Genomic DNA, 26,327 nt, shown 5'->3' with positions numbered 1-26,327 from the left:
GGGTTCTCGCACTTGGTCATGCTGGGAATGCTCCTGATCGGTGCGCTGGCTCCGGTGAGCGTCTTCGGTCCGATCGACGCGGTCAGTGGCGGCGCTGTCGCGCTCGTTTACATCGTGGCCTGCATCGCCATGGGATTCACCGCCGCGTCGTACGCCCAGATGGCGCGCGTGGTACCCAAAGCCGGTTCGGTGTTCGCCTACGCCAGCACCGGCATCGGCCCCCGCACCGGGTTCATCGCGGGCTGGATGATCCTGCTGGACTACATCCTGATTCCCGGGCTCTGCTATCTGGTGACCGGCCTCGCCATGAACTCTTTCATTCCTTCCATCCCGGTCTGGGTGTTCACGGCGGCGGCACTGGTCATCACCACGGGGCTCAATCTCGTCGGCGCCAAGGTCGCCTCACAGGCCGGAGCGGCGGTGATCGTCGCCGAGGCCGTGATCCTGCTGGTGATCGTGGTCGGCGCCATCCACTTCCTCGGCACGAAGGGCGCCACCCGCGCGGCCCTCTCCCCGCTGACCGGTGCCGGCGGCGGCCTCGACATCATGAGTGTCCTGCACGGTGTGTCCATCGCGGTGCTCTCCTTCCTGGGGTTCGACGCCATCACCGCGTTCGCCGAGGAGAACGCGGGCACCCCGAGCGTGGTCAGCAAGGCGACGTTGACCTGCCTGGTCATCGTCGGCGCGGCCTTCGTGGTGCAGACCTATCTCGGCGCGCTCATCAACCCGGTCACCCCCGGGCAGTTGACGGCCGACGCCGCGCTGCAGGGCGCCACCTACTACAGCGCGGTCCAAACCTCGATCTCGTCCTGGGTCGCCACCGCGCTCGGTGTCGTCAAGGCCGTCGGTGCCGCGTTCGCCGCCATGGTCGGTATGGCCGCCGGCAGCCGCCTGATCTACGGGATGTCCACCGATGGCCGGCTGCCCCGCGCGCTGGGGGTGATATCGGCCAGGACGCGCACACCGGTCAAGGCGACCCTGCTGTCGGCGGCGATCACCATAGCGATCGCGCTGCCTGCCTCCCTGTTCGCCGACGGGCTCTCCGTGCTCGCCAGCCTTGTCAACATGGGAGCGCTGTCGGCGTTTCTGCTGCTGCACATCTCTGTCTTCGCCTACTTCCGGCGGAAGGGCGCATTCCGGCTGGTCCCGCACCTCGTCGTGCCGCTCGCGGGTGGCCTGGTCACCGCCGCGATCCTGGCTTCTTCCAGCCGTTACGCCCAGCTGATCGGGCTCGGGTGGCTGCTGGTCGGGCTCGTCGTGCTGGCCATCCAGGGGCTGCGACCGGTCGTGGCCGCACCCTCCGGCGAGGCATGACGGCCGCGCCAGAGGGCCTTGCCCATCGTTCGCCCTCGCGGCGAGGGGTGAACCACCGTTCACCCCTCGCCGCGAGGCCGGTTCGTTCAGTCGGCTGACCGGCTCTCGGCCATGCCTGCCCAGATCCCGCGGGCATGCTTGAGGTGCCGGCTCATCAGCTGGGCGGCGTCCTCGGCCCGGCCTGCTTCGATGGCGTCGAGCAGTTCGTCGTGTTCCCGGGTGGAGGCAAGGAGCCCCTGGGTGCCGGCTATGCCGTCGAAGCCGTAGAGCCGCGCCTGGTCGCGGAGCTGGCCGACGATGTCCACCAGCCTGGGGTTGCCGAGGTACCCCAGCAGCGTCAGGTGCAGCTCCCGGTCGATGCCGACGAGGCCGACCCAATCGCCGGCTTCGGCGGCCTTTTGCGCGCGATCGGAGAGGTCGCGTAGGGTGGCGAAATCATCGACCAGGCCCTGTGCGGTGATCTCACGGACGGCGCCGACTTCCAGCATGAGCCGGATCTGCAGGGTCTGGTCCAGTTCGGCGTCGGTGAGCACGCGAATGCGGAAGCCGCGATTGCGCACCATCTCGATCAGCCCTTCCTTGGCCAGGTCGAGTAGTGCTTCGCGGACGGGTGTGATCGAAACCTGCAGCTGCTGGGCGACGCGGCCGATGGCGTAGAGCGTTTGGGGCCGGAGTTCTCCGGACACGATCTGCGCCCGAATCGCATCGGCCGCGTCCTCACGCAGGCTGTGGCGTCGAAGCCCCATGGGCGACGTGTCCGCTGCGACCGGACCGGACATGCGAACCCCCTCGATGTCGAAAGCTTGCCGCCGTCAGCATAGATCGGTTGAACCTCATGTGTGAGGTATCGCAGCTCTCACGCCGATGCCGCGACCGACTGGTGGGCGAGCAACCGGGCGATGGCCCAGTCCTGCGCGGCGATGCCGACGGTCTTGAACACCGTGCGCCCTGTCGTCTCCGGACGGGTGCCGAGCAGCGGCGCGAGTTCCTGGATCTCCCCGCGTCGGCGGGAACCGCGGTTGAGCGCGTGGATGATCTCGCCCGCCTCGCTCATCGCCGCCGGCAAGTGCTCGACGACCACGAGGTCGGCCGTGGCGATGAGTTCGTCGGGCAGTTCCCGCATGGTGGGCCGGAACGAACCGATGGCGTTGACATGCACCCGCGGCGGCAGGGCCTCGAGGGGGAACAGGGGAGTACTCGACGGTGTCGCGCAGCAGACGATCTCGGCATCCGCCAGGGCATCGGCGACGCGCCCTGCGATCCGCACCCGGACGCCGGGCAGTTCTGCCGCCATCGCCTCGGCGAAGGACTCGGCCCGGGCGGGATCGAGGTCGTACGCCGTCAATGCGGTCAGGGGCCGGACGGTCTGCACGGCTCGCACCTGATCGGCGGCCTGGCCGCCGGTGCCGAGCAGGGCGAGCACGGACGCGTTCGGCCCGGCGAGAACATCGGTGGCCGCACCGACGACGGCACCGGTGCGGATCGTCGTGATGGCCTCCGCGTCCGCCACCCATCGCTGCGCCGGATCGGTCCACACCACCGTGCCCGTGATCGCCGGCGTCCGGCCGAACTCGACGCTGAGCGTCTTGACGGCCGCGGCACCGGTCGGACGATGATAAGCGGTCATCACCAGGACACGCCCGTCCCCGAGAGGGAGGCGCGGCGGCATCGTGAAGTTCCCCGCCGCGACTTCCCTCAGCACGGCGCGGATCGCCTCGATGGCATCGGGCATGAGCACGCGCGCCCGGATCTCCCTCGCGCTCATTACCTGCTCGGCAGCGGTCACGATTCCCTCCTTCACTCTTGACACCTTATGTATAAGGTATTACACCTAAGGGACTTGACCATCAAGGAGGCCGGATGACCCTGGAACGGGCGGATGTCATCGTGATCGGCGGCGGCGTGGTGGGCAGTTGCGTGGCCTACTTCCTTGCCCGGTCGGGAATCGACGTAGTGGTGCTCGACCCCGCGCCCGGAAAGGGCGCTTCGGCGGGCAACGCCGGCCTGGTCGTGCCCAGCTACACCCTGCCTATGTCCAATCCGGACGCTCTGGTCACCGGACTCCGTTCATTGCTGGGAAGAGCCCCGGCCACGCTGGCCGGTCCGGTGTCGGCGCGCACCCTTGCCTGGCTTGCCCGGTTCGTACTGGCTTCGCGGCCGGGTCGGGCGTGGCGGGACGTGCGGGTGCTGCATGCGCTGGCCGAGTTCAGCCGGCGCGGCTACGACCAACTCCGGTCCGAAGCGGACTTTCCGCTGTGGAGCGACGGCTTCCTGCACCTCGTCCGCGACCGGCGGACGTGGGCGGCCGAGGTGCGCACGGCACGCAAGCTCGCCGCGATCGGGGTGCGTTCCGAAGAACTCGATCCCGACGCCCTCGCCGCGATCGAACCGGGCCTGGCGAGCGGGTTCGTCGGCGCCATCCGATTCCCGGGCGACGCCGCCCTCGATCCCGAGCGCACGACTCAGGCCTTCGCCGAGGCCGCCGTACGGCACGGGGCGGTGTTCCACGCCGAGCGAGTGGTCGGCGTACGGACCGCCGCCGGCCGGATCGACGCGGTGGAGACCACCGGCCCGACCGTTGCCGGAAGGGCGTTCGTCCTCGCGACCGGTGCCGACACCGCCGCGGTCGGCCGGTTGTTCGGCGTCCGGCTGCCGGTGGAGCCCGGCTACGGCTGGAGCCTCACCCTGCCGACGCATGCTCCCCTGCTGCGCCACGCGGTGCAGTTCGCCGACGAGCACGTCGTGGTGAACTCCGGCCCGGACCGGATCCGCATGACCGGCGGGATGGAGTTCGGCGGGCGGGCATCGCAGGCGCCGCGCCCGGAGGCCATCGCCACGCTGCGCGCCGTCGCCGAAGCGGCGATCCCCGCGATGCGCACGATCACCGACTCCGGCGTCGCGTGGCGCGGCGCCCGGCCGATGACCCCCAACGGGCTGCCGATCATCCGCCCGGTGCGCGACAACCTTGTCGCGGCCACCGGCCACGGCCCCCTCGGTGTCACCCTCGCACCGGCCACCGGCCGGATAATCGCCCACCTGTTCACCCGGAAAGGCAGTCCACTTCGTTCCTCCTGAAACCCCTGAAGGGTTCCGCCATGACCGTTCCCACCCCCCCTCCCGAACCGTTCCCGGGCCGTCCTCGCGGCGCTCGTGCTCACGCGCCATGGAGCGACTTCCGTACCGCTTTCGTGGTCGGTGCCGCCGTGGTCGTCGTGGCCGTGCTGTTGAGCCTTGCCCTACCGGCCAGGATCGAGACCACAGCACAGAATGAAATGGCCCTCGCCCGATGAGGAGGATGATTGTGAAACCCGCGATGCTGAACGAGGTTCTCCGGGACGCCTGCCCCCAGCAGGCGGTCGCCGCCGCCTGCGTGCTCGAGGACGGTCACGCGACCGAGGCGGTGGCCGGCCCCGCCGGCACCGCCCCGACGTTCGCCTTCGGCTCGGTGACCAAGGTGCTCACCGCGACGATGGTCGCGCAACTCGTGGCGGCAGGATCGGTCTCGTTCGACGATCCCGTTGTGGCGCACGTGCCCGAGGCCGCCGCCTTGGGCCCGCACGCGAATGAGGTCACGGTCCGGATGCTGCTGTGCCACTCCGGCGGCCTGGCGGATGTGTGGCAGCGTTACGGCGGCTTCGACGAGTTGCTGGCGGCGGTCGGGAAAGCGGGCGTGACCGGCGCGCCGGGCGAGACACATTCCTATGCGAACTCCGGTTACGTCGTGCTCGGCCGGCTGATCGAGCGCGTGAGCGGTTCGTCGTGGGAAAAGCAGTTGACAGACCGGATCCTCGGACCGGTCGGGGCGACCGGAGTGACCACCGAGCCTGCCCCGTCGTTCGTCCCCGATCTGGTTTCCGACGGCCACGGCGGGCTGCGGCCAGGAGAGATGTGGCCCCGTGTCGGGAAGCTGTACGAGGCCTCCGGCTCGACTTTGCACGGCACCGCCCGCGACGCCGCCCTGCTCGCGTTCGCGTGCGCTACGGGCCGCACCGCCGACGGGCGGGAGTTGCTTCCCGCCGAACTCGCCGCCGAGATGCGCGACTGCCAGATCACCTTGCCCGGACGGTCCTTGCGCGTGTCCGGCTGGGGCCTGGGCTGGTCACTGTCGCGTGTGGGGCGGCAAGCGGTGGAGCACATCGGCGGCACATCCGTGCTGGCGTTCGCCGAGCCCGGCAACGGCCGCGCCGTCGCGGTGGTGACCAACTACCCGCAGGGCGAACGGGCCGGCCGCGCGGTCGTGCACGCCATGCTCGGCACGCACGAACCGGCACCGCCTGCCGGGCCTGGCCCCCGTGATCCCGAGCGGTACGCCGGGCGGTACATCTCGTCCAACTTCGCAATCGATATCCGGCTCGACGAGGGCACGCTGTTCGCGTCGAATCCGCTGGGCGGGCCCGAAGCCGCCCTGCGCCACCAGGAGGGCGACGCGTTCTGGGTCGATTTCGACGAGGTCCGGACCGAGCTCTCCTTCTTCGACATGGCCGGCCCGACACCTCGCCGGCTGCATGCCGCCCTGCGGGTGCTGCGCCGGGAAGCGGAGGCGGAATGACCCGGCTGCACCACGAAGCCGTCGTCGCCGACGTCCACAACGATCTGCTGATGCTGGTCGTGCGGCGCCCGCGATCGGTGTGGGCGTCGTACTTCCGCGAACGCTGGTACCCGCAACTGCGCGAGGGTGGCGTCGACGTGCAGGTGCTTCCCGTGTACATCGACAACGAATTCCGGCCGGAGGGCGCCCTGCGGGAATCGCTGCGGATGATCGAAGCGGCGCATCGGATCGCCGAGGGAAACGCCGACGTCGTCGCCTTGTGCCGCACCGGCGCGGAGATCGATGCCGCCCTGACCTCGGGCCGCATCGCGTTGGTGCTCGCCCTCGAAGGATGCCCGCAGATCGACGACGACATCGAACTGCTCCAGACCTTGGCACGCCTCGGTGTGCGGATCGTGTCCTTCACCCATTACGGCCGCACCATGCTCGCGGACGGATCCGCGGAGGACGCCACCGGCGGCCGGCTCACCAAGGCCGGGGTCGACGCGGTCGCCCTGCTCGATCAGCTTGGCGTGCTGATCGACGTCTCGCACGTGGGACGCGCCAGCGTCGAGCACATCCTGGAGCTGGCGACCAGGCCGGTCGTCGCGACGCACTCGTGCGCCTACGCCGTGCACCGGCACCACCGCAACCTCACCGACGACCAGTTGCGCGGGATCGCCGCCACCGGCGGCGTGATCGGGGTGAACTTCTTCGCCGGATTCCTCACCCACGAGAAACCCAGGATCGAGCACCTGGTCGAGCACATCGCGCACATCGTGGACATCGCCGGGGAAGACCACGTCGGGCTCGGCAGCGACTTCATCGCCGAAGTGTTCGAGGAGAAGGTTCCCACGTGCGACCGGCCACTGATTCTCGAAGGCACCAACACAGAGATCCTGGTACCCGGTCTCGAAGGGCCCGCCGGCCTGCCGCTGGTCACCGACGCCCTGCTACACCACGGCTTTTCCGAGCCGGTGATCCGCAAGATCCTCGGCGCCAATTTCGTCCGCATTCTCCAGGGGAAATCATGCAAGATTCCACAGTAGACGCGGCTTTCGACCACGAGCGGGTCGTGCTGCACCACGGCAGACGCTCCGGCCTTCCGGTCATCGCGGCGGTGCACTCGACAACGCTTGGCAACGCCGTCGGCGGCGCGCGCCTGTGGACCTACCCCAACTGGCGCGACGGTCTCACCGACGCCCTGCGGCTGTCGGCGGCCATGTCCCTGAAGAACGCGGCCGCCGGTCTGGCGCACGGCGGCGGAAAGGCCGTCATCGCGCTGCCCCCGGGTACCGTGCTGTCGGCCGAGCGCCGCGAAGCGGTATTGCGGGACCTCGGTGACCTCATCGACAGCCTCGGCGGGGCGTTCATCGTCGGTGAGGACGTCGGGATGCACACCGAGGACATGCTCATCGTCCGCGAACAGACGCCATGGGCGGACTGCCTGCCGACAAGCGTCGGCGGGATAGGAGAACCGGCGGAGCCGACCTCGGTCGGGGTGTACGCCGCGATCGAAGCCACCGCACGCCAGGTGTTCGGGACGGCCGACCTCAACGGCCGCCGCGCCTGCGTGGTCGGGCTCGGGCAGGTGGGGCAGCGGCTGGCCCGGCGGCTCGCCGCCGCCGGGGCCAAGCTCACCGTCTCCGACATCGACCCGGCCAGGCAGGCGATCGCCGGCGAGCTCAGCGCCGCCTGGACCGAGCCCGGCGAAGCCCTGTTCACCGAGACCGATCTCCTCGTTCCCGCGGCCCTCGGCGGGATCCTCACCCCGGACACCGTACCCCGGCTGCGGTGCGCGGCGATCGTCGGGCCGGCCAACAACCAGCTCTCCGACGACGCGGTGGCCGATACCCTGGCCGAGCGGGGAGTTCTCTGGGCACCCGACTTCATCGTCAACGCGGGCGGTGTCATCTACGGCGTCGAGGTGTCTCTGGACGGGATCTCCCCCGAGGTGGCGCTGTCCGACGTGCGGCGGATCGGCGACCGGCTCGCCTCGGTGTTCGCCCGCGCCGAACGAGACGGGGTGACGCCACTGGCGACGGCGCTGGCGGACGCGATCGCACGCCTCACCGACCCCACGACCGCAGAGCCCTTCGTGGACTGATGCGGCCGAATCAGGAGCGAGACGAACGGCGCACGGTCCCTGATCCACACGGGTCGGCGCGGGCATCGACGTGTGCTTCGCCAACCCGGGCACCTCCGAATGCATGTCGCCGCGCTCGACACTGTGTCGGAAATGCGTGCCGTTCTCCCCCGGGTCAACTCACCGGATAGGTGTCGAGCAGGCCGCACATGCCCAACCGGCCACGATCGCGTGGCTCTGCCATCTGGTAGACCTGCGCCTCGGCCAGGTGTGGCGCTTCGCCGCGAGCGAGCGCGTCCAGCTGGTGTCCAGTCTCGTCGGCCGCCCGCCACGCGCCGCTGCGCCATCTCCGCCGCCAGTCGTCCACGTGCGGCCGGACAAGGCGGATCGCTGCGGCATGGAACTCGCGCAACGGGGTGAGATCGCCCGCCAGCGCGGCGGCCCGCAACCGCTCGAAGCCGCGTACGGCGAGGTCACGCCGAGCATATGCGACGGTGATGTCCGCACCCGGCGCACCACCGTCGGGCAGCGCTACGGCGGCCGCGTACGTCGCCGGATCGGCGAGCAGGTCCGGCGGAAGAGTGAGCACGGCGTCGCCCGCCTCTGGAAGACCGCTGTTCTGCATGAGGACGATGATCTCCAGTCCACCTTTGTTGACCAGCCGGTGGATCGTCCCCGGAGCGAACCAGACAACTGCCCCCGGATGCAACCGAGTCTCCCGATATCCGGAAAGCGTGAGAGTCTGCACGAGCCCCGATCCGGCTGTCACCACGTACGCCTCGGTGCAGCACAGGTGCAGGTGAGGGGTGCCGCCGATCTCGCCGTCCGGAGCGACTGCGTCGTAAACGCAGAGCCGGGAGACTCCGACCCCGCCCGGCAGCGGTGCGACGGGCACGACTCGCTGCGACGAAATGCTCATCGGCATCGCCTGTCTCGGGGGGACATGCCGCGGGAAAGGGTTTTCCTGGCCATGGCTCGACGCTAATGCCGCGCACGTTGACCGTCAACACCGGCCGCGTACCACACATACGGCGACCAGGGCGAGTGCGCCGGCGTGGTGAGCACGGCGATCCGGTTGCCGGCTGCGACAGCGCCATCAGTGCGGCACCCCCGGCCAGGCCGAGCACCGGCACGGCCGCGCCGTGCCGGTGCGCGATCCCTAGCGCCCAGGATCAGCGCGGCGGGTGCCGCACCGAGTCGGGCCATGCCCCGCCGGCGTCGGCCTGCCGCCTCGGCGCGTGGCCACCGGTCAGTGGTTGGCTCCCGAACCGAGTAGTTCGCGGATCTGCGTGGCCAACCGGTCGAACCGTTCGTCGGACATCACCTGCGCGTAGTCCCGGCCGGGGGGCAGGTCGACCGCGAGGGTGCGCACGATCCGGCCCGGACGCGGGCTCATCACCTCGACCCGGGTGCCGAGGAACACCGCCTCGGCGATGGAGTGGGTGACCAGGACGATGGTGGTCCCGGTCTCTTGCCAGATCCGGTTCAACTCGGTGTTGAGCTGCTCTCGGGTCAACGCGTCGAGCGCTCCGAACGGCTCGTCCATGAGGAGCACCGGCGGTTGGTGCAGCAGGGCCCGGCAGAGGGCCACACGCTGCTGCATACCGCCCGACAGCTCGTGTGGGAGCGCATTTTCGAAGCCGGTCAGGCCGGTGAGCTCGATCAGTTCGTCGGCCCGCCGGGCAGCCGACGCCCGTCCCAGCCCACGCATCTCTGCCTGCAGCAAGATGTTCTTACGCACACCTCGCCACTCGAGCAGGGCCGCCCGCTGGAAGACGAAGCCGATGTTCTTCTGCGGCTGGGTGACCGGCCGGCCGAGGAGGGCGACCGTACCGCTGGTCGGCTTGACCAGACCGGCGATGATCTTGAGCAGGGTTGATTTCCCGCACCCGGATGGTCCCACGATCGTGACGAACTCGCCGGCGTCGACCCGTAGGGTGACGTTGTCGACGGCCAGGGTCTGGGATCGTTTCGACTGGAACTGGACGGTCAGGTCGGTGATGTCGATCGCGGTGTCGGTCAGCGTCGCCGCGGCTGTGGTCATCGCCGGCTCACCCGTTGCTGCCGTAGGAGCCGTCCCAGTACTTCGACGGGGCGCCGGGGTCTTCGAGGGCGGCGTACTGGCTCATCAGATTGATGGTCTCGGTCCACTTCGTCTCGGCGTTGACCCCTGGCGTGCCGCCGGCGGCGACGTCGAGCAGCGGCACGGCCAGCGTCAGCTGCTTGACCAGTACGTCCTTCTCCGGCTCGTTCTCGGCCAGTTCGGCCATCGCGTCGGCGGCGCCGGGGATGTCCTTGGCCGCCTCGCTCCAGGACTTCTGGGTGGCCCGCACGAACGCCTTCACCATTTCCGGGTCCTTGCTCAGCGTGCTCTCGTTGACCACCAGGCCGGTGCCGAGCATGTTCATCCCCCAGTCGGCGTAGAGCAGGTAATCGACGTCCTTGCCGGTTCTGGCCTCGATGGTCGGCGCCTGATCGTGGAAGAAGCCCTGGATGGCGTCGACCTTGCCCTCGGCGAGAGCGGCGATCTTCCCGGCCGCGTCGAGGTTGACCACCTTGACGTCCGTCTCGGAAAGCCCGTTGGCCTTGAGCCATGCGGGGAAGGTGGCGTAGATGGCATCGCCCGGGGTGCCGCCCACGGTCCTGCCCTTGAGGTCGGCGGGTGTCTTGATGCCGGTCTCGGCGAGGGATTCGATGGAAGCCGGGCCCTTCTGCAGGAACACCCCCACGCTCTTGACCTTCATGCCCGAGGTGATGCCCTTGAGCAGTGGCGGAGTGTCCGCCCAGCCGAAGTCGGTCTGCTCCTGGGCCACCGCCTGGACGGTCTTCCCGGACCCTCCGCCGGGCTTGATCGTCAGCTGGATTCCCTCGGCATCGTAGAAGCCCTTCTTGAGCCCGTAGTAGAACGGAGCGTGTTCGCCGTAGGGAACCCAGTTCAGGGTCAGGCTTACCTTTTTCTTGCCGTCGGCGGCGCCCGACTGCTCGCCGTCGCTGCCGCCGCAGGCGGCCACCGTTCCCGCCAGCAGGAGCGCGGCGGCGATATATGCAAGACGTCTCATTGGTGATGCCTCCTGAAGCATCCGACGGGGGGTTGGGGGGCGAGGAACGATTCAGGACGTGGTCAGCGGTACGCCGGTGCGGCGGCTGGCGTGCCACGGGATGAGCAGTGCCTCCGCTACCTCGACGACGACGAACAGGACGATGCCGATCAGCGACATCAGGAACAGGTCGGCGAAGAGCAACGCGGCGTCCAGATTGCCGTTGGCCAGCAGCAGTACGTAGCCGAGGCCCTCGTCGGCACCGACGAACTCGCCGACGACGGCCCCGACCACCGCCAGGGTCACGGCGACCTTCAGCCCGGCCATCAGATGCGGGAGCGAGTTCGGGAATCGGATCTTGCGGAACGTCTTCCACGGGCCGGCGCCCATGGTCGCGGACAAGTCGATCAGCTCCGGATCCGTCGATCGCAGGCCGGCCACCCCCGAGATGACGACCGGAAAGAACGCGATGAGAACGGCGAGGACGATCTTCGGTGCGAGTCCCACGCCGAACCAGACCACGAGGAGCGGGGCGATCGCGATCTTCGGAATCACCTGGGCGAAGAGGACGATGGGGTAGATGGCCTTCTCCATCGTGCGCGAGTAGGCGATCAGGACGGCGGTACCCAGACCCAGCAGGGCGGCCAGGATGAAGCCGATGACCGTCTCATACAGCGTCACATACGTGTTCCGCATCAGAAACGACCAGTCCTCGATCACGGTCTCCCAGACCTGGCCCGGGGTGGGCAGCAGGTAGTTCGGCATCCATCCGAGCGCGGCGACGAGCCACCAGGCGGCGAAGACGGCGGCGAGCAGAAGCGCAGGCCGCCAGAGCGCCTCGGCGAAGCGCAGCAGGCGTATGCCAGGACGGTCGGCTCGCCCGGTCGGGGCGGGCGGGCGAGCCGACCGTGCGGTTACCTCGGTGGACGTCCCGGCCCGTGCCCCTGTCGGAGTCGTCGTCTCAGACCGGTTCTCCGCAGCCAGGCCAATGCCGTGGTCAGCCGCTTGGTTCGGCACGGGCACTCCTTCTCTAGGTCGGATCACCGTGGGGCGGAAGCTGGGAGCGACCGTCTCACAGGGGTGGGAAAGGGCTTTCCTAGCTCCGATTGCCATGACCGTAACCAGCCGGGCACACCCCCGTCAACGGTTCTTTTCAATCGATTCAGCCCTGAAAGGGACGCAGCTTCTGAAATGCGCATCACTGTCCCCTGAGGACAGCGGTGCGCCGGATGTGAGCAGCCAACCCCCCGACCAGCCCGCCTCTTCCAACCCCAGCGACAAAAAGGGACATCAACTCGCGAACTGCCCTCCGAGGGGACCCTTGACCATCGGCCTATTCTCTGTTTACCTCGAAAGCGCTTTCCTAGGAAAACGCTTACCCGACTTCGTTGATCCTGGTCACAGGTCCGTTCGAGGTCACCCAGCCACTGTGAGGGAAGATGGATCACAGCACAGCCCCCCCGATCACCAGCCGGTCGGCACGCAGGCGACGGTGGCTTGGCGCAGCCGCCGCCGCGGCCGCCGCCGCGTTGCTCCTGCCGCTCGCGTCGACGCAGGTCCCCGTCCACGCGTCCGCCCAGGCCGACATCCCGCCCCAGGAACCGGGCGTGACGTTGCGCGTGTTCGACGTGCAGGTGCCCCTGAACGACTACTGCACGCTGAAACCAGGCCAGACGCCCAACATCGACAAGGTGATGCCGACGATCGACTGGTCGACCACCGCGGACTTCGGGTTCGCGGACCGGTTCGTCACCGAGGTAAGCGGTTACCTAAACATATCCACCGCCGGGGCCTACGACTTCCGGCTCACCAGCGACGACGGCGCACGGTTCTCGCTCGACGGCACCAAGGTGATCGACCACCCCGGCCGCCACGGCGCCACCGCGAAGGACGGCTCGATCGACCTGACCGCGGGCTACCACGCGCTGCACATCGACCACTTCGACGCCGACTTCGACCAACGGCTGAAGCTCGAGTGGCGGCCGCCTGGCGCGGCCGGTTATACCCTCGTGCCGAACTCGGTACTGAGCACCGACTCCGAGGTCGTGCGGGTCACCTCGCCCGGCCGCAAGCAGTGCGAGGGCGTCACCGACGCCCCTGGCGACGGTCTGCCGCTGACCGATGTGCACCCGGACTACACGCTGACGAACCTACGTCCGGACGGCTTCGAGCCGCAGGTCACCGGCATGGACTGGCTGCCGGACGGCCGGCTGGCCATCGCCACCTGGGGCGGCGACCGGGAGACCGTGATCGGCGAGGTTTACCTTCTCGACGGCGTCACCGGCAACACCGACCCGTCCAAGGTGACCATGAAGCGGATCGCCCACGACCTGCGGGAACCGATGGGGCTCAAGTACGTCGACGGCACCATCTACGTGTCCGAGAAGCACCAGCTGACCGCGCTCGTCGACAAGACCGGTGACGAGGTCGCCGACGAGTACCGCAAGATCGCGACCTGGCCGTTCGGCGGCAACTACCACGAGTTCGCGTTCGGCCTGCTGTACAAGGACGGGTACTTCTACATCACCACGGGCATCGCGATGGTCCCCGGTGGCGCGACCGCGAACCCGCAGCCCGTACCCAACCGCGGCAGCACCCTCAAGGTCAACAAGCGCACCGGTGAAGTGTCCTATGTGGCGGGTGGGCTGCGCACGCCCAACGGCCTCGGCTGGGGGCCGGAGGGCGACATCTTCGTCACCGACAACCAGGGCATGTATCTGCCGGCGTCGAAGCTGTTGCGGATCAAGAAGGGCGCCTTCTACAACCACTACACCAACCCGAGTGGCCCGTACGACAGCCAGCCGGTGACCGAACCCGTGCTGTGGTTACCGCACAACGAGATCTCCAACTCGCCGAGCAACCCGATCGTGCTGCCCAACGGCGTGTTCAAGGGCCAGATGGTGTTCGGCGACGTGACCTACGGCGGCCTGCAACGCGCATACCTGGAGAAGGTCGCCGGCGAGTACCAGGGCGCCGTGTTCCGCATGACCCAGGGGCTCGAGTCCGGGGTGAGCCGGATCAGCCTCGGCCCGGACGGCGCGATCTACACCGGTGGCATCGGCTGGGCGGGCAACTGGGGCCAGGCCGGCAAGCTCAAGTACGGCCTGCAGAAGCTCAGTGTCAACGGCACCAACGCGTTCGACATCTACAAGATGCGGGCCATCAGTGGCGGCTTCGAGCTCGAGTACACGCAGCCGCTGTCCGACGAGACCGCGCAGTACCTCGCCGCCAAGTACAAGGCCGAACAGTGGCGGTACGTGCCGACGCCCCAGTACGGCGGCCCGAAGGTCGATCAGCAGAACCTCGACGTCACCTCGGCGACGCTGTCGAAGGACCGCAAGAAGGTGACGCTGAAGCTCGCGGGCCTGAAGCCGGGCCACGTGGTGTACGTGCACTCCCCGCGCCCGTTCGCCTCGGCGTCCGGTGAGGAGCTGTGGAGCACCGAGGCGTGGTACACGCTCAACCGGCTGACCGACGGCACGGTGGCGCCGCCCGAGTACGAGGCGGAGTCCGCCAAGTTGGCCGGCGGGGCCGGGTGGAACACCAACCACACCGGCTACTCGGGCGCCGGTTTCGTCGACCGAAACTGGGAACCGGGCAGCAGCACCACGTTCGCCGTCCGCGCCGACCAGGGTGGCCGCCACGACATCGCACTGCGGTACTCGAACGGCCCGAACCCGAGCCCCAACCCGGTATCGAAGTCGATGAGCCTGTACGTCAACGGCAAGAAGGAGAAGCAGATCTGGCTCGCCGCCACCGGCAGCTGGGACAAGTGGGCGACCCAGGTGGAGGCGGTGACGCTGCGCCCCGGCGCCAACACCATCTCCTACGTCTATGAGGCGACCGACACCGGACACGTGAACCTGGACAAGATCACGGTGACGCCGACGAAGCGGATCACGCTGTTCAACGGCGCCAACCTCGACGCGTGGGAGAAGGCGTCCGGCGGCCCGGCGACGTGGCCCGTGGCGAACGGGTCGATGGAGTCGTTGGGCGGTGACATCCGCACGAAGGATCGGTTCGGCGACTTCCGCATGCACGTCGAGTGGTACGAGCCGAGCTACCCGCCGGAGGTCACCGGGCAGGCCCGCGGCAACAGCGGCGTGTACATCTACGAGAGCTACGAACTGCAGGTGCTGGAGTCCTACGGGCGCCCCCCGGAGCTCAACGGCGCCGGTGCCATCTATCTGAAGAAGGCGCCGGACGTGAACGCGGCGCGGCCGACCGGCACGTGGCAGACGTACGACATCGAGTTCCGCGCGGCGCGCTTCGACAGCTCGGGGAAGAAGGTGGAGAACGCGCGGATGACCGTGCGGTGGAACGGAAAGCTGGTGCACAACAACGTGGCCATCGACGGCCCGACCGGCGCGGGCAAGCCGGAAGACCCGGCCCCGGGCCAAATCAAGCTACAGGACCACGGCGACCCCGGCGCCAACCCACGATTCCGCAACATCTGGATCGAACGGCTCTGACACCGAGCCGCCGACACCGCGAGGGTGACCCTTGCGACGCAAGGCGTCGCGAGGGTTCCCCTTTGGCGCCACCAAGCACCCGGACCACGGCGGCCCTCCTCAGACCATCGCCGCCTGGCGCCGCGAAGGCCTCACGGGCGTCGCGGCTCGTCCCGCGTACGTCCCGGGACAACGAGGAGTTCTACCGCCGCGCCGGGCCGGCGCTCTCCCGGCGGATGAGCTCCGCTCCCACCTGCACGATACGCGGCGCGTCATCGCCTTCGGCCGATTGCAGGGCGAGGGTCACGGCGCAGGCGCCCATGTCGGCGAGCGGGAGACGGATGGTGGTGAGCGTGGGGGTGACATCCGACGCGATAGGCATGTCGTCGAAGCCGACCACGCTGACCTCGTCGGGAACGGCGATGCCCCGGGAGCGCAGCAGCGCGAGGGCGCCGATGGCCATCGAGTCGTTGAGCGCGGCAATGGCGGTCAGCTTCGGCTCGGCGTCGAGGAGCGCCGCGGCGGCGGTCATTCCGCTGGCGCGGTCGAAGTCGCCGTAGGCGATGCGCCGGGCCGGCAACCTCAGCCCATGCTCCCGCGCACCGCGGCGCAGCCCGGCGAGCCGGTCCGTGGTGGTGGTCATCTGCTCAGGACCGGCTATGACCCCGAACCGCCGGTGGCCCAGGGCGTACAGCTCAGCGCCCAGCAGGTAGCCGCCCTTCTCGTTGTCGGGCACGACGGCGTCGCCGACGTGGTCATGGCGGCCGATGACCACGGTTCTGCCGCCGGTGGCCTGGTAGACGCGCAGCTTGCCGTTCATCTTGGCGGTGAAGGCGTCGTCGTGGTAACCGGAGCCGGCGAGTATGATCGCCGCGACCTGATGGGCACGCAGCAGCTCGACATATTCGAGTTCTCTGTCCGGATTGCGGTAGCTGTTGCAAATGATGACGAGTCGCCCGTTTTCGGTGGCGACACGTTGCAGTCCACGGGTGATCTCGGCGAAGTACGGGTCGGAGACGTCGTGCACGATGACGCCGATCGTGCTGCGGTGAGAGCGGGCGAGCAGCTGAGCGTGCGCGTTGGGCACGTACTGCAACTCCTCGACGGCGGCCAGCACCCGCTCACGCAGAGCTTCGGCCACGGGCTTGCTGCTGCCGTTGATGATCCGCGACACGGTGGCCGGCGATACGCCGGCCAGACGTGCGACGTCAGCCAGTGTCGCCACAGATCCAACCCCTCCCCATGCGGTTTCACCCAGGATAGCCGCTCAGGAAAGCCCTTGCCGCAGCGATCGGGGGCGGTTAGTGTAAATCGGGAAAGCGCTTACCTAGAAAGGACACCGCATGTCCCGCACCACCATCGGGATCGTGCTCAACGGCGTCACCGGGCGGATGGGATACCGGCAGCACCTCGTCCGTTCCCTGCTCGCCATCCGCGAGCAGGGCGGGTTGCCGGCACGCGACGGCAGCCGCATATGGCCGGAACCCGTGCTGGTCGGCCGCAACGAGACCAAGCTCGCCGAGATCGCCGCCCGCCACGGCCTCACCGCATACACCACGGATCTGGACACCGCGCTTGCGGACGGGGCCAACCAGATCTACTTCGACGCTCAGGTCACCGCCCAGCGGGAGAAGGCGATCCGGGTCGCCATCGAGGCGGGCAAGCACGTGTACACCGAGAAACCGCTGGCCGAGGACCTCCCCGCGGCCGAGGAACTCGCGCGGCTCGCGGAGGCGAGAGGCATCAAGAACGGCGTCGTCATGGACAAGCTGTTCCTGCCCGGGCTGCGCAAGCTCAAGCGGCTGGTGGACGGCGAGTTCTTCGGCCGGATCCTCTCGGTGCGCGGAGAGTTCGGCTACTGGGTCTTCGAAGGCGATTGGCAGGCCGCGCAGCGGCCCAGCTGGAACTACCGCAGCGAGGACGGCGGTGGGATCACCGTCGACATGTTGCCGCACTGGAACTACCTTCTCGAGCAGATCTTCGGCCGCGTCGAGGCGGTGACCGCGCGCACCGCGACGCACATCCACGAGCGCGTCGACGAGAACGGTGACACCTATCGCGCCACGGCCGACGACGCCGTCTACGCGGTCTTCGAGCTGGCGGGCGGCGTCATCGCCCAGATCAACTCCTCCTGGGCCGTACGCGTCTATCGTGACGAGCTGGTGGAGTTCCAGGTCGACGGCACGCATGGCAGCGCGGTCGCAGGCCTGCGCAACTGCCGAGTGCAGCACCGCGCCGCCACTCCCATGCCGGTATGGAACCCCGACCTGCCGGCCGGTGAGGACTTCCGCGGACAGTGGCAGGAGGTGCCGGACAACGAGCACTTCGACAACGGCTTCAAGGTCCAGTGGGAGGCGTTCCTGCGTCACGTCGTGGACGACGAGCCGTTCCCATGGAACTTCAGGTCCGGCGTGCGCGGGGTGCATCTGGCCGAGCTCGGCCTACGGTCGGCGCGCGAGGGACGGCGCATCGAGGTCGAGGAGGACGGACGGTGACCACGGCGGTCTCGCTCCCCCGCGACGACGGCACGATCGAGCGGCTGGTGTTGCGGGAGCCCGTGAGATGGCAGCGCCCAGAGACGGCCCCGGACAGCCGGATCGCCTATGCCGCCGTCCACGTCGTCGCCGACCCGCTCGGCCACAACGCGCCGGGGCTGCCGGCCCGCCTCGACTGGGAAGCCACGATGTCGGTGCGGCGGGACCTCTGGTCATGGGGACTGGGGGTCGCCGAGGCGATGGACACCGCGCAGCGCGGGATGGGGCTGGACTGGACGGCGACGCGGGAGCTCGTCCGGCGGACGGCCGCCGAGGCTCGCGCGTGCGGCGGACGTGTGGTGGCGGGAGCGGCGACAGACCAGGCTCCGCCCGTGCTGAACGGCCTCCCGGAAGTCGTCGCCGCCTACGAGGAGCAGGTCGCGTTCGTGGAGGGTACCGGAGCGACGGCCGTCATCATGGCGAGCCGCCAACTCGCGGCGCTGGCCGCCGGCCCCGATGACTATCTGGGAGTTTACGATCGCATCCTGTCCCAGGTCGCGGCCCCGGTCGTGCTCCACTGGCTTGGCGACATGTTCGACCCTGCGTTGACCGGCTACTGGGGTTCCACCGATCTCGACGCCGCGACCAAGACGTTCGTCACGCTGGTCCACGCCCACGCCTCCGTCGTCGACGGCGTCAAGGTGTCGCTCCTGGACGCCGAGCGCGAGGCACGGCTGCGTGAGCTGCTGCCGCCGACGGTACGGGTGTACACCGGAGACGACTTCAACTATCCGGAGTTGATCCTCGGCGACGGCGAGCGGTTCAGCCACGCGCTGCTCGGCGCGTTCTCGGCGATCGCCCCGGCCGCGTCGGCCGCCCTGCAGCGGCTCGACCAGGGCGACGACGAGGGGTTCCTGGAGATCCTCCGGCCCACCGTGCCGCTGTCGCGCCACGTCTTCTCCACGCCCACGCAGTACTACAAGACCGGCATCGCCTTCCTCGCCTGGCTCAACGGGTTTCAACCCGGATTCACCATGGTCGGGGGCCTGCAGAGCGGCCGGAGCGTCCGGCATCTGGCCCAGACGTTCCGCCTGGCCGACGCGGCCGGCCTGCTGCGCGACCCCGAACTCGCCGCACGGCGCATGGAGCGGTACCTGTCAGTGGCGGGGGCGGTCGCATGACGCCCCTTGAGTGGCGCTCGGCGCCGGACGTGCCCGCGGACGACCCACGCCTGTCGCGGCTGTCGCTGAACCAGAAGACCACGGATTCGTGGTCCGTCCGCGAGGCGATCGAGGGGTGCGCGCGGGCGGGCATCCCGTCGATCGGGCTCTGGCGGGAGCCGGTGGCGGAGATGGGCGTGAAGGCGGCCGTCCGCGCGGTGGCCGACGCCGGCCTTCGGGTGTCATCGCTGTGCCGTGGCGGTTTCCTAACCGCCGAAGGTCAGCAGGGGCAGGCGGCGCTCGATGACAACAGGCGTGCCATCGACGAAGCCGCCGACCTCGGCACCCCGTGCCTTGTCATGGTCGTCGGCGGCCTGCCGTACGGCTCCCGCGACCTTCAGGGGGCACGCCAACGGGTGGCCGATGCCGTGGCCGAGCTGGCGCCGTACGCGGGAGAGCGAGGCGTGCGGCTCGCGCTCGAGCCTCTGCATCCGATGTACTGTGCCGACCGCGCGGTCCTGTCGACCCTGGCCCAGGCGCTCGATCTCGCCGAGCCGTTCCCCACGGAGCAGGTGGGCGTGGTCGTCGACACATTTCACGTCTGGTGGGATCCCGACGTGTGGCGGCAGATCGCCCGGGCGGGCGCGCGCATCGCGAGCTTCCAGGTGTGCGACTTCCTGACCCCGCTCCCGGCCGACGTACTCCTCGGCCGCGGGATGATGGGCGACGGCCACATCGAGTTCGCACCCTTCCATCGGGCTGTGCGCGGCGCGGGGTACGCCGGGGACACCGAGGTGGAGATCTTCAACGCCGATGTCTGGGCGACCGATCCAGAAATCGTGCTCACCGCGATAAAGCGGCGATACGTCGATCTGGTCCTGCTGGACTGATGCCAGCTGGCTTGAGGACGGCTACGTCGACCCGCCGTTCGTTTACTGCGACACCGGCTCCGCCCTGTGGCGTCGCATGGCCTCCCACCTCACCGAGCCCGACACGTCCCCTCCTCGCCGAGTCTCCGTGATCGACACTGTCCACGCCGTCGCCATCGCCGCCGAGCACCACGACGACCTGCCGCTGCTCGCCGATTGGTACAACCTCGGCCCCGAAATCCTCGGCGTCCTCGACCCGTTCGACGACCCCGCCGCCGAGGCGCTCCGCGAGATCGTCCACCGGACCGGCGCCCTGGACGGCACGCCCGCCCACGACTTCCGGCCCCCGCCCGAGGTCATGGCCGACGACCCACTCGAATCCTGGTGGTGGGGCATCTCCACCCGCACGCTCCATTCAATCTGACCAAGACCACGGCGATCTGCCTAAGTCGCTACCGGATTCGTCCGTAGTGCTCCGGCCTTCAGGCCGGGGGTGAAGCGGACTCTCCCGCATAGCGGGGCAGGGAAAGCCGATCCGCCGCCAAGGCGGATCGGCGTCTGTTAGCCTGCTCGCGTCAGGTACCGCCGGACGGGTGGGAACGGAGCCCTCGGGTTCGAAAGCCTGTGGAGACCCGGTAAGACCACTTCGGTGGCGCAGGTCGGTGAAGCAGGAAGCCGCAGAAGTGCCGCACGTGCGGCACAGGCTGAATCTCCGGCATTCATGCCGGGGAGCGCGTCAACGTTACCCCGGGCAGTTCCGGGGGCTGACGCTCTGCCCAGCACCGACGACGGTGATCTGGGCAAGGCTTTCCGGCACCGTGGCGGCAGCCGTGCACACGATCTGCTCGACGGCCAGTGTGGACAGGTCGCCGGCCGGAGTGGACAGGGTCACCACCAAGTGGCCGGCCGGCTCGGCGGTTACCGAGAACGGGCCGGCTTCGGGTGGGACGTCGGTGGTGAATCCGTGCGCCTTCTCCCTCGCGCTGGGTCCGGCCGCCAGCAGCGCGAGCGTGTCCGCTGGGAACAGTGGACGACCACCGGGCCGCGTTACCGCGCTGAGTCGGCCGTTCTTCACCAGGTAGAGGGTGATCGTCATGGTTGGTGCGACGGCTCCGCTCGGCGGGTCGCCGGCGGGGACGACGCCGCTGGGTCGCACGCCGCAGCCGGCCACGGCGACGAGCGATACGAGGCCCGCGGCGAGCACGCGGCGGGCGAGCCCGGTACTCACTCGGGGCCTCCGTCCGGATCGTGTGCCCGGCGTGGCAGGCGCAGCGTGAAGATGGCGCCGCCGTCCGGGGCGTTGGTGACGGTGAGGTCGCCTCGGTGCAGGCGCACGTTCTCCCGCGTGATGGCCAGGCCCAGGCCGCTGCCCTCGGACCTGGCCCTGGCCGCGCTGGCCTTGTAGAACCGGTCGAACACGTGCGGCAGCACCGCTTCGTCCAGCCCCGGCCCGTGGTCGCGGACCTCGAGAGCGATCCAGTGCGGGTCGGCGGACAACCGTACCGACACCGGTGGCTCGCCGTGCCGCAGGGCGTTGCCGACCAGGTTCGCGAGGATGACGTCCACTCGGCGCGGATCCAGACGTGCCGTCACGGCGGCTGGAAGCTCGGTGTGCACCTGCTCCGACCAGCCCCGCGTACGCAGGGTCGCGCGCACCAGCTCGGCCACGTCGACCTCGTTCAGTGCCAGGGCCGCCACGCCGGAGTCGAACCTGCTGATCTCGATGAGGTCGTTCACCAGCCCGGTGAGATTGAGCGTCTCCTGGCTGACCAGCCTGGCCGCCCTGCCGGCGGGCTCGGGCAGCCGGGCCGCCTCCTCGTCCAGGACGTCGGCGACCGCGGCGAGCGCGGCCAGCGGGGTGCGCAGCTCGTGGGACACGTCGGCCACGAACCGGCGGGCGTCGGCCTCCATCTTGCGCAGCTGCTTGACGTGCCGCTCCAGCTCCGCGGCGGTGTTGTTGAACGTGCGTGCCACCTCGGCCAGCTCATCGGAGCCGCGGACCGCGATCCTGGTCCGCATCTCGCCCTCGCCCAGCAGGCGTGCCGCCCGGCCGAGCTCGCGCACCGGGCGCAGCACGCCCCGGGTGGCCAGCAACGCCAGGACGACCGCGAACGCCAGGGCTCCCCCGCCGAAGAGCCAGGCGCGTACGGCGAGCCGGTCGATGCTGAACTGTTCGGGACGCAGGCTGCGCATGGTGTAGACCTCGATACCGGACACCCGCGCCGTCCCGTCCGGCTCGGTGATCAGCAACGGCGTGCCGATGATCAGGATGGGCTCGCCCTGCCACACCACACGTTGCCACGCGACGACCCCGCCGGCCACCGTCCGCCGCAGCCCCGATGGAATCACCCCGGGATCCAGGATCGGGGGTGGAATCACCCCGGGATCCGAGATCGACGCGTTCCCGCTCGGCGCCGGGCGCCCCGGCGGCGGTCCGACCGGCGAGTGCATCTCGTGGTAGAAGGCGATCGCGCGGCTGTTTCCATCGGTCATGGTGCTGGCGATCTCGCCGAGCTCGTCCGGGCCCGGCGTCGCACTCCGCAACGGGTAGAGCGCCTCCAGGCGGCTTCTCATCGCCTGCACCGCGGCATCCTGGGCCCGCTGCAGGATGTCGATGCGGGCCTGGACGTACATCCCACCGGCCACCACCGCCGCGGTGACCACGCACAACAGTGCGAACGCGAACAACAGCCGGGCACGCAGCCCCAGGCTCGGCCGAGGTACCACCGGCCGCTTCACACCGGCCCGAACCGGTACCCGAACCCGCGCACCGTCTGCACGTAGACGGGCGCCGCCGAGTCGTCCTCGATCTTCGCGCGCAACCGCTGCACGCACGCGTCCACGAGACGCGAGTCGCCGAAATACCCGTGCTCCCACACCGACTCCAGCAGCTGCTGGCGGCTGTGCACCCGGCCCGGCGTGGCGGAGAGCTCGAGCAGCAGGCGCAGCTCGGTCGGGGCGAGGCTGACCGGCGCGCCGCGGGTGGCGACCACCAGCCCGGCCCGATCGATGGTCAGGTCCCCGTGCCGCTCCAGCTCCGCCTGGTCCCGGCCGATCCGCCGGAGCACCGCGCGAATGCGTGCCTCGAGCACCCTGGGCTGCGCCGGCTTGACCACGTAGTCGTCAGCGCCCGCCTCCAGCCCGGCCACCACGTCCATGTCGTCGCCGCGCGCGGTCAGCATGATGATCGGTACCTCCCAGGCGGCCCGGATGCGGCGGCAGACCTCGAACCCGTCCATGCCAGGCAACATCAGGTCGAGCACGACGACGTCGGGAAGGTCCGTACGCAGCCGGTCCAGCCCCTGCTCGCCGGACTCCACCGCGCGCACCCGGTGCCCATGCCGGGTCAGGGCCAGCTCAAGGCCCTCCCGCACGGCAGGGTCATCCTCGATCAACAACACTCGCGACACGCCGCCGAGTTTCACCGCACGCTCCGTAACTTGCCCGCCGGTCAACCCCATCCACTGTCGGCCGGCCGTGTCCCCGCCTCGTCCGCGCCGTGTCATGGTTGTGTCACGGTCGCGCCGACGGTGGCAGCCGTCGAGAAACCGTGACATGCGGCGGACAACGCGCGCACATCCGGCGCCAATGGTAGTTCGTCATGAACGAACCACGTACCATCCCACCTCGGCCCCGAGACCGGCTGTTCGCCGTGGTCACGCTGGTGCTCGCCGTGCTCCTGCTGCCGGCGGCGTTCGTCCGCCGTCCTGGCCGCGCCCGCGAACTGGCCTGCCGCTGGGCGTTGCGGATGCGATTCCCCGCCGAGGATCTCACCGGGCTCACCGACGGTGCCATGTCGGCGTTCACCGCGGCGCGCACCGAGGCGCTCTGGCGTCACGGCCAGCTCATCGGCCTCACCTCGGGGTACCGCGATCCCCTTGTCCAACAACGGATGTTCGACGAGGAGGTGCGCCGCTCCGGGTCCCCGGCCTCGGCACGCATGCTCGTGCTACCACCGGCGGAATCCAGCCACGTCAAGGGCATCGCGCTGGACGTGCGCCCCCACGAAGGCGCGCGCTGGCTGGAGGAACACGGCGCCCGCTACGACCTTTACCGCATGTACGACAACGAGTGGTGGCATTTCGAGTACCGCTCGGACAGCGGCGGCAGGCCACCACGACGACGACCCCACCCCGGCGTGGGCTACGTGATCGAGAACAGGGGCCAGATATAGCCCAGGTCCGGGTCTGGGGCCACGTGTGCGATTTGGGGACGTTGACGGCTTTGCGCCCGAGAACCGAACCGATAATCCGACCGGCGCGCCCAAGGGCTCGGCCCGGGCATTCAACAGCGGTATCGACCGGGCGTTCGGAGAGGGATTAGGGATATGTCATCGGGGAGTAACAACAAGTCCGGATTGCTGGGATGGCGCCTGCAAGCAGCGCGCGAGATGGCGTTTGTGGGGCGGGAGGAAGAGCTCGCGGTTTTCAACGCGGCGTTGTACGGCGGCGGCTGCAGCGTTCTGTACGTGCACGGTCCCGGCGGCATCGGGAAGTCGGCCTTGTTGCGGCGGTTCGCTCACGAGGCCGCGGTGGCGGGGCGGCCGGCGTCCATGGTGGACGGGCGCATGTTGGATCCGTCGCCGGCCGAGGCTGAGGCCGAGTTGGTGCTTCGCGATGCGGACGCGGTGCTGCTGGTTGACAACTTCGAACGAATTCAGGGCTTGGAGGGATGGCTTCGCGAGCGGTTCCTGCCGCGGGCGCCCATGGGGGCGCTGATGGTGATCGCGGGGCGAAACCCGCCGGATATGCGGTGGCAGGCGGATCCGGGATGGGCAGGGGCGCTGGAGGTGCTGCCGCTGCGCGACCTGCGGGCCCGAGATGCGCAGACCCTGCTGGACTCCTCCGGGGTGCCGGCCGAGTCGCGCGAGCCGCTGCTGGCCTTCGCCGGTGGTCATCCGCTGGCGCTGCTGCTGGGGGCGGCCGTGGCGGTGAAGGACGGAGGGGCCGGCAGGCGGTGGACGCCGAATCAGGACGTGGTGGCCACGTTGCTGGATCAACTGGTGGGCGAGTCGCCTTCGGCGGCGCATCGGCATGCTCTGGAGATCTGCGCGCATGCGTACATGACGACGGAGGACCTGCTGCGCGCGGCCTTGCCGGAGGACGCCGGGACGTTGTTCCGGTGGTTGCGGCGGTTACCGTTCGTGGAGTCGAGCAGTCTCGGGCTGTTTCCGCATGACGTGGTGCGGGAGGTGCTGGAGGCGGACCTGCGATGGCGGGACCCCGAGGGGTACGCGGTGATGCACGACCGCATCCACGCGCACCTGGCGGAGAAGGTGCGCACGGCGAGCGACGCGGACGTGCTCGGCGCGGTGGCGGCACTGTTCTACCTGCACCGCGACAGCGACGCGCCGGCCGACTTCCACGGCCGCCACGTAGAGGGCGAGTTCCAGGAACAGGTGTTGCGGGAGGAGGACCTCGGGACGCTGCTCCGGGTGGCGACGGCGGCCGAGGGCGCGGAGGGCGCGGCCTGCGCCGCCTTCTGGGCGGAACGCCGGCCGGAGGCGTTCCGGCTGTATCGACGGACCGAAACCGGCGAGCCCGTGGCTTTCTCCGCGTGGTTGCGGCTGGCGGAACTCGATGAGGAGGAGCTGACGGCCGATCCCATCGTGGCCATGGCGTGGGCGCATGCGCGTGCTACCACGCCGTTGCGCGCCGGTGAACATTTGGCGGTCAGCCGGCTATGGGCGCTGCCGCCGTATCGCGGAAACTCGCCGGTGATGGATTTGATCCAGTGGCGAGTGATCGGCAATTGTTTGCGGTCCGAGCGGATGGCATGGTCATTTATCGAAATACGGTCTCCGAACCAAGCGTGGGTGGAGCATTTACGGCATTACGGGATGCGTGACATCTCCGAGCAGCCACGGCTGGGGGATGACGCGTACACCCTGTTCGTTCATGACTGGCGCGCGGTGCCGGCGCAGGCGTGGCTGGAGCGGATGAACCAACCACTCGTCGCGGGGCCTGCCGGCGACCCGAGTGCCGCGACGGCGAAACTGGCGGTGCTGTCCCAGGCGGAGTTCGCCGAGGCGGTTCGCAAGGCGTTGCGCCAGTTGTCGCGGCTGGACGCGCTGGCCGCTTCCCCACTGACGCGCACCAGGCTGATCGCCGAGCGGGCCGGGCAGAACCCGGCCACGGCACTGGGTGACCTACTACGCCAGGCGATCGACGACCTGCGCGAGGATCCGCGCTCGGTCAAGTTCCACCGGGCGCTGTCGGTCACGTTCCTCCGCAGCACGCCCACCCAGGAGCTGGCCGCGGAACGACTCGGCCTCCCTTTCACCACCTACCGCCGCCATCTGACGGCCGGCATCGAACGTGTCTGCGCCGACCTGTGGCACCGGGAACTGTATGGCACCGACGCACCGGCGTACCGATCCACCTGAGCCGCCACATCGCGCCGGCGCG

The 26,327-nt window shown here is 69.3% G+C and carries 22 protein-coding genes; 12 read left to right on the top strand and 10 right to left on the bottom strand.

The annotated features are described in order from the left end of the window. Positions 1 to 18 precede the first annotated feature (18 nt). Entirely contained in the window at positions 19 to 1,314 is a 1,296-nt protein-coding gene (locus tag AB0M95_RS30915; protein ID WP_363772103.1) for an APC family permease, read from the top strand. Positions 1,315 to 1,400: 86 nt separating this feature from the next. On the opposite strand, the gene AB0M95_RS30910 is transcribed toward AB0M95_RS30915, so the two are convergent. Continuing rightward, complete coding sequence (locus AB0M95_RS30910) at positions 1,401 to 2,093, bottom strand: GntR family transcriptional regulator (RefSeq protein WP_363772100.1); 693 nt, start codon at positions 2,091 to 2,093, stop codon at positions 1,401 to 1,403. A gap of 77 nt (positions 2,094 to 2,170) precedes the next feature. After that, complete coding sequence (locus AB0M95_RS30905; RefSeq protein ID WP_363772097.1) at positions 2,171 to 3,100, bottom strand: ornithine cyclodeaminase family protein; 930 nt, start codon at positions 3,098 to 3,100, stop codon at positions 2,171 to 2,173. A gap of 74 nt (positions 3,101 to 3,174) precedes the next feature. On the opposite strand from AB0M95_RS30905, the gene AB0M95_RS30900 reads away from it, so the two are divergent. From AB0M95_RS30900 to AB0M95_RS30885, 4 genes are all read left to right on the top strand, one after another. Beyond that, on the top strand, positions 3,175 to 4,389 hold the full coding sequence (locus AB0M95_RS30900; protein ID WP_363772094.1) for an FAD-dependent oxidoreductase: 1,215 nt from the start codon (positions 3,175 to 3,177) through the stop codon (positions 4,387 to 4,389). Positions 4,390 to 4,615: 226 nt separating this feature from the next. Further along, positions 4,616 to 5,863, top strand: coding sequence for a serine hydrolase domain-containing protein (locus AB0M95_RS30895; protein WP_363772091.1), 1,248 nt, complete (start codon positions 4,616 to 4,618; stop codon positions 5,861 to 5,863). After that, positions 5,860 to 6,891 carry a dipeptidase gene (locus AB0M95_RS30890; protein WP_363772088.1) on the top strand — a complete coding sequence of 344 codons (1,032 nt, stop codon included), beginning with the start codon at positions 5,860 to 5,862 and terminating at the stop codon, positions 6,889 to 6,891. The genes AB0M95_RS30895 and AB0M95_RS30890 overlap by 4 nt, the downstream gene beginning before the upstream one ends. Then, the gene (locus tag AB0M95_RS30885; RefSeq protein WP_363772085.1) at positions 6,873 to 7,949 is read left to right on the top strand and encodes a Glu/Leu/Phe/Val dehydrogenase dimerization domain-containing protein; all 1,077 of its coding nucleotides are present in this window, start codon (positions 6,873 to 6,875) and stop codon (positions 7,947 to 7,949) included. Before AB0M95_RS30890 ends, AB0M95_RS30885 begins: the two co-directional genes overlap by 19 nt. Before the next feature lie 154 nt (positions 7,950 to 8,103). Here AB0M95_RS30885 and AB0M95_RS30880 read toward each other — a convergent pair whose 3' ends face one another. The 4 genes from AB0M95_RS30880 to AB0M95_RS30865 all read right to left on the bottom strand — a co-directional run bounded on the left by AB0M95_RS30880 (position 8,104) and on the right by AB0M95_RS30865 (position 11,983). After that, complete coding sequence (locus tag AB0M95_RS30880) at positions 8,104 to 8,847, bottom strand: cupin (RefSeq protein ID WP_363772082.1); 744 nt, start codon at positions 8,845 to 8,847, stop codon at positions 8,104 to 8,106. Between the two features lie 330 nt (positions 8,848 to 9,177). Further along, the gene (locus AB0M95_RS30875) at positions 9,178 to 9,972 is read right to left on the bottom strand and encodes an ABC transporter ATP-binding protein (protein ID WP_363772079.1); all 795 of its coding nucleotides are present in this window, start codon (positions 9,970 to 9,972) and stop codon (positions 9,178 to 9,180) included. Positions 9,973 to 9,979: 7 nt separating this feature from the next. Then, positions 9,980 to 10,987 (bottom strand): ABC transporter substrate-binding protein, encoded by a 1,008-nt coding sequence (locus AB0M95_RS30870; RefSeq protein WP_363772076.1) that lies wholly within the window; start codon positions 10,985 to 10,987, stop codon positions 9,980 to 9,982. A gap of 51 nt (positions 10,988 to 11,038) precedes the next feature. Then, positions 11,039 to 11,983 carry an ABC transporter permease gene (locus AB0M95_RS30865; protein WP_363772073.1) on the bottom strand — a complete coding sequence of 315 codons (945 nt, stop codon included), beginning with the start codon at positions 11,981 to 11,983 and terminating at the stop codon, positions 11,039 to 11,041. A 422-nt stretch (positions 11,984 to 12,405) separates the two neighbouring features. Here AB0M95_RS30865 and AB0M95_RS30860 point away from each other — a divergent pair, with 422 nt between their 5' ends. Beyond that, positions 12,406 to 15,438, top strand: coding sequence for a family 16 glycoside hydrolase (locus AB0M95_RS30860; RefSeq protein WP_363772070.1), 3,033 nt, complete (start codon positions 12,406 to 12,408; stop codon positions 15,436 to 15,438). 181 nt (positions 15,439 to 15,619) lie between these two features. Here the strand turns inward: AB0M95_RS30860 and AB0M95_RS30855 are convergent, their stop codons facing one another. Beyond that, the gene (locus AB0M95_RS30855; protein WP_363772067.1) at positions 15,620 to 16,642 is read right to left on the bottom strand and encodes a LacI family DNA-binding transcriptional regulator; all 1,023 of its coding nucleotides are present in this window, start codon (positions 16,640 to 16,642) and stop codon (positions 15,620 to 15,622) included. 118 nt (positions 16,643 to 16,760) lie between these two features. Here AB0M95_RS30855 and AB0M95_RS30850 point away from each other — a divergent pair, with 118 nt between their 5' ends. From AB0M95_RS30850 to AB0M95_RS30835, 4 genes are all read left to right on the top strand, one after another. Beyond that, entirely contained in the window at positions 16,761 to 17,912 is a 1,152-nt protein-coding gene (locus tag AB0M95_RS30850) for a Gfo/Idh/MocA family oxidoreductase (protein WP_363772064.1), read from the top strand. Next, positions 17,909 to 19,072 carry a dihydrodipicolinate synthase family protein gene (locus tag AB0M95_RS30845; RefSeq protein WP_363772061.1) on the top strand — a complete coding sequence of 388 codons (1,164 nt, stop codon included), beginning with the start codon at positions 17,909 to 17,911 and terminating at the stop codon, positions 19,070 to 19,072. The genes AB0M95_RS30850 and AB0M95_RS30845 overlap by 4 nt, the downstream gene beginning before the upstream one ends. Further along, the gene (locus AB0M95_RS30840; RefSeq protein WP_363772058.1) at positions 19,069 to 19,941 is read left to right on the top strand and encodes a sugar phosphate isomerase/epimerase family protein; all 873 of its coding nucleotides are present in this window, start codon (positions 19,069 to 19,071) and stop codon (positions 19,939 to 19,941) included. Before AB0M95_RS30845 ends, AB0M95_RS30840 begins: the two co-directional genes overlap by 4 nt. Positions 19,942 to 20,068: 127 nt before the next feature. After that, positions 20,069 to 20,344 carry a hypothetical protein gene (locus AB0M95_RS30835; protein WP_363772055.1) on the top strand — a complete coding sequence of 92 codons (276 nt, stop codon included), beginning with the start codon at positions 20,069 to 20,071 and terminating at the stop codon, positions 20,342 to 20,344. Between the two features lie 318 nt (positions 20,345 to 20,662). Here AB0M95_RS30835 and AB0M95_RS30830 read toward each other — a convergent pair whose 3' ends face one another. The 3 genes from AB0M95_RS30830 to AB0M95_RS30820 are packed head-to-tail and all read right to left on the bottom strand — an operon-like array spanning position 20,663 to position 23,330. Then, positions 20,663 to 21,148, bottom strand: coding sequence for a hypothetical protein (locus tag AB0M95_RS30830; RefSeq protein WP_363772053.1), 486 nt, complete (start codon positions 21,146 to 21,148; stop codon positions 20,663 to 20,665). Next, positions 21,145 to 22,647, bottom strand: a complete 1,503-nt coding sequence (locus AB0M95_RS30825; RefSeq protein WP_363772050.1) for a HAMP domain-containing sensor histidine kinase — start codon at positions 22,645 to 22,647, stop codon at positions 21,145 to 21,147. The genes AB0M95_RS30830 and AB0M95_RS30825 overlap by 4 nt, the downstream gene beginning before the upstream one ends. Positions 22,648 to 22,655: 8 nt before the next feature. Further along, entirely contained in the window at positions 22,656 to 23,330 is a 675-nt protein-coding gene (locus AB0M95_RS30820) for a response regulator transcription factor (RefSeq protein ID WP_363772047.1), read from the bottom strand. A gap of 191 nt (positions 23,331 to 23,521) precedes the next feature. On the opposite strand from AB0M95_RS30820, the gene vanY-N reads away from it, so the two are divergent. Next, positions 23,522 to 24,094: a D,D-peptidase/D,D-carboxypeptidase VanY-N gene (vanY-N, locus tag AB0M95_RS30815; protein WP_363772044.1), complete on the top strand. Its 573-nt coding sequence runs from the start codon at positions 23,522 to 23,524 to the stop codon at positions 24,092 to 24,094. A 153-nt stretch (positions 24,095 to 24,247) separates the two neighbouring features. Beyond that, the gene (locus AB0M95_RS30810) at positions 24,248 to 26,305 is read left to right on the top strand and encodes an AAA family ATPase (RefSeq protein ID WP_363772041.1); all 2,058 of its coding nucleotides are present in this window, start codon (positions 24,248 to 24,250) and stop codon (positions 26,303 to 26,305) included. Positions 26,306 to 26,327: the final 22 nt, after the last annotated feature.

The organism is Sphaerisporangium sp. NPDC051017 (assembly GCF_040683095.1).
In the GTDB taxonomy this organism is placed as follows: Bacteria; Actinomycetota; Actinomycetes; order Streptosporangiales; family Streptosporangiaceae; genus Sphaerisporangium.
This window is presented reverse-complemented; position numbering and strand designations above follow the sequence as displayed.

What these genes read in the sequence shown, in the direction of transcription:
- AB0M95_RS30915 (WP_363772103.1), top strand. Translation starts at nt 19, where the DNA reads ATGCTGGGAATGCTCCTGATCGGTGCGCTGGCTCCGGTGAGCGTCTTC.
- AB0M95_RS30910 (WP_363772100.1), bottom strand. Translation starts at nt 2,093, where the DNA reads ATGTCCGGTCCGGTCGCAGCGGACACGTCGCCCATGGGGCTTCGACGC.
- AB0M95_RS30900 (WP_363772094.1), top strand. Translation starts at nt 3,175, where the DNA reads ATGACCCTGGAACGGGCGGATGTCATCGTGATCGGCGGCGGCGTGGTG.
- AB0M95_RS30890 (WP_363772088.1), top strand. Translation starts at nt 5,860, where the DNA reads ATGACCCGGCTGCACCACGAAGCCGTCGTCGCCGACGTCCACAACGAT.
- AB0M95_RS30885 (WP_363772085.1), top strand. Translation starts at nt 6,873, where the DNA reads ATGCAAGATTCCACAGTAGACGCGGCTTTCGACCACGAGCGGGTCGTG.
- AB0M95_RS30880 (WP_363772082.1), bottom strand. Translation starts at nt 8,847, where the DNA reads ATGAGCATTTCGTCGCAGCGAGTCGTGCCCGTCGCACCGCTGCCGGGC.
- AB0M95_RS30875 (WP_363772079.1), bottom strand. Translation starts at nt 9,972, where the DNA reads ATGACCACAGCCGCGGCGACGCTGACCGACACCGCGATCGACATCACC.
- AB0M95_RS30870 (WP_363772076.1), bottom strand. Translation starts at nt 10,987, where the DNA reads ATGAGACGTCTTGCATATATCGCCGCCGCGCTCCTGCTGGCGGGAACG.
- AB0M95_RS30860 (WP_363772070.1), top strand. Translation starts at nt 12,406, where the DNA reads ATGGATCACAGCACAGCCCCCCCGATCACCAGCCGGTCGGCACGCAGG.
- AB0M95_RS30850 (WP_363772064.1), top strand. Translation starts at nt 16,761, where the DNA reads ATGTCCCGCACCACCATCGGGATCGTGCTCAACGGCGTCACCGGGCGG.
- AB0M95_RS30840 (WP_363772058.1), top strand. Translation starts at nt 19,069, where the DNA reads ATGACGCCCCTTGAGTGGCGCTCGGCGCCGGACGTGCCCGCGGACGAC.
- vanY-N (WP_363772044.1), top strand. Translation starts at nt 23,522, where the DNA reads ATGAACGAACCACGTACCATCCCACCTCGGCCCCGAGACCGGCTGTTC.
- AB0M95_RS30810 (WP_363772041.1), top strand. Translation starts at nt 24,248, where the DNA reads ATGTCATCGGGGAGTAACAACAAGTCCGGATTGCTGGGATGGCGCCTG.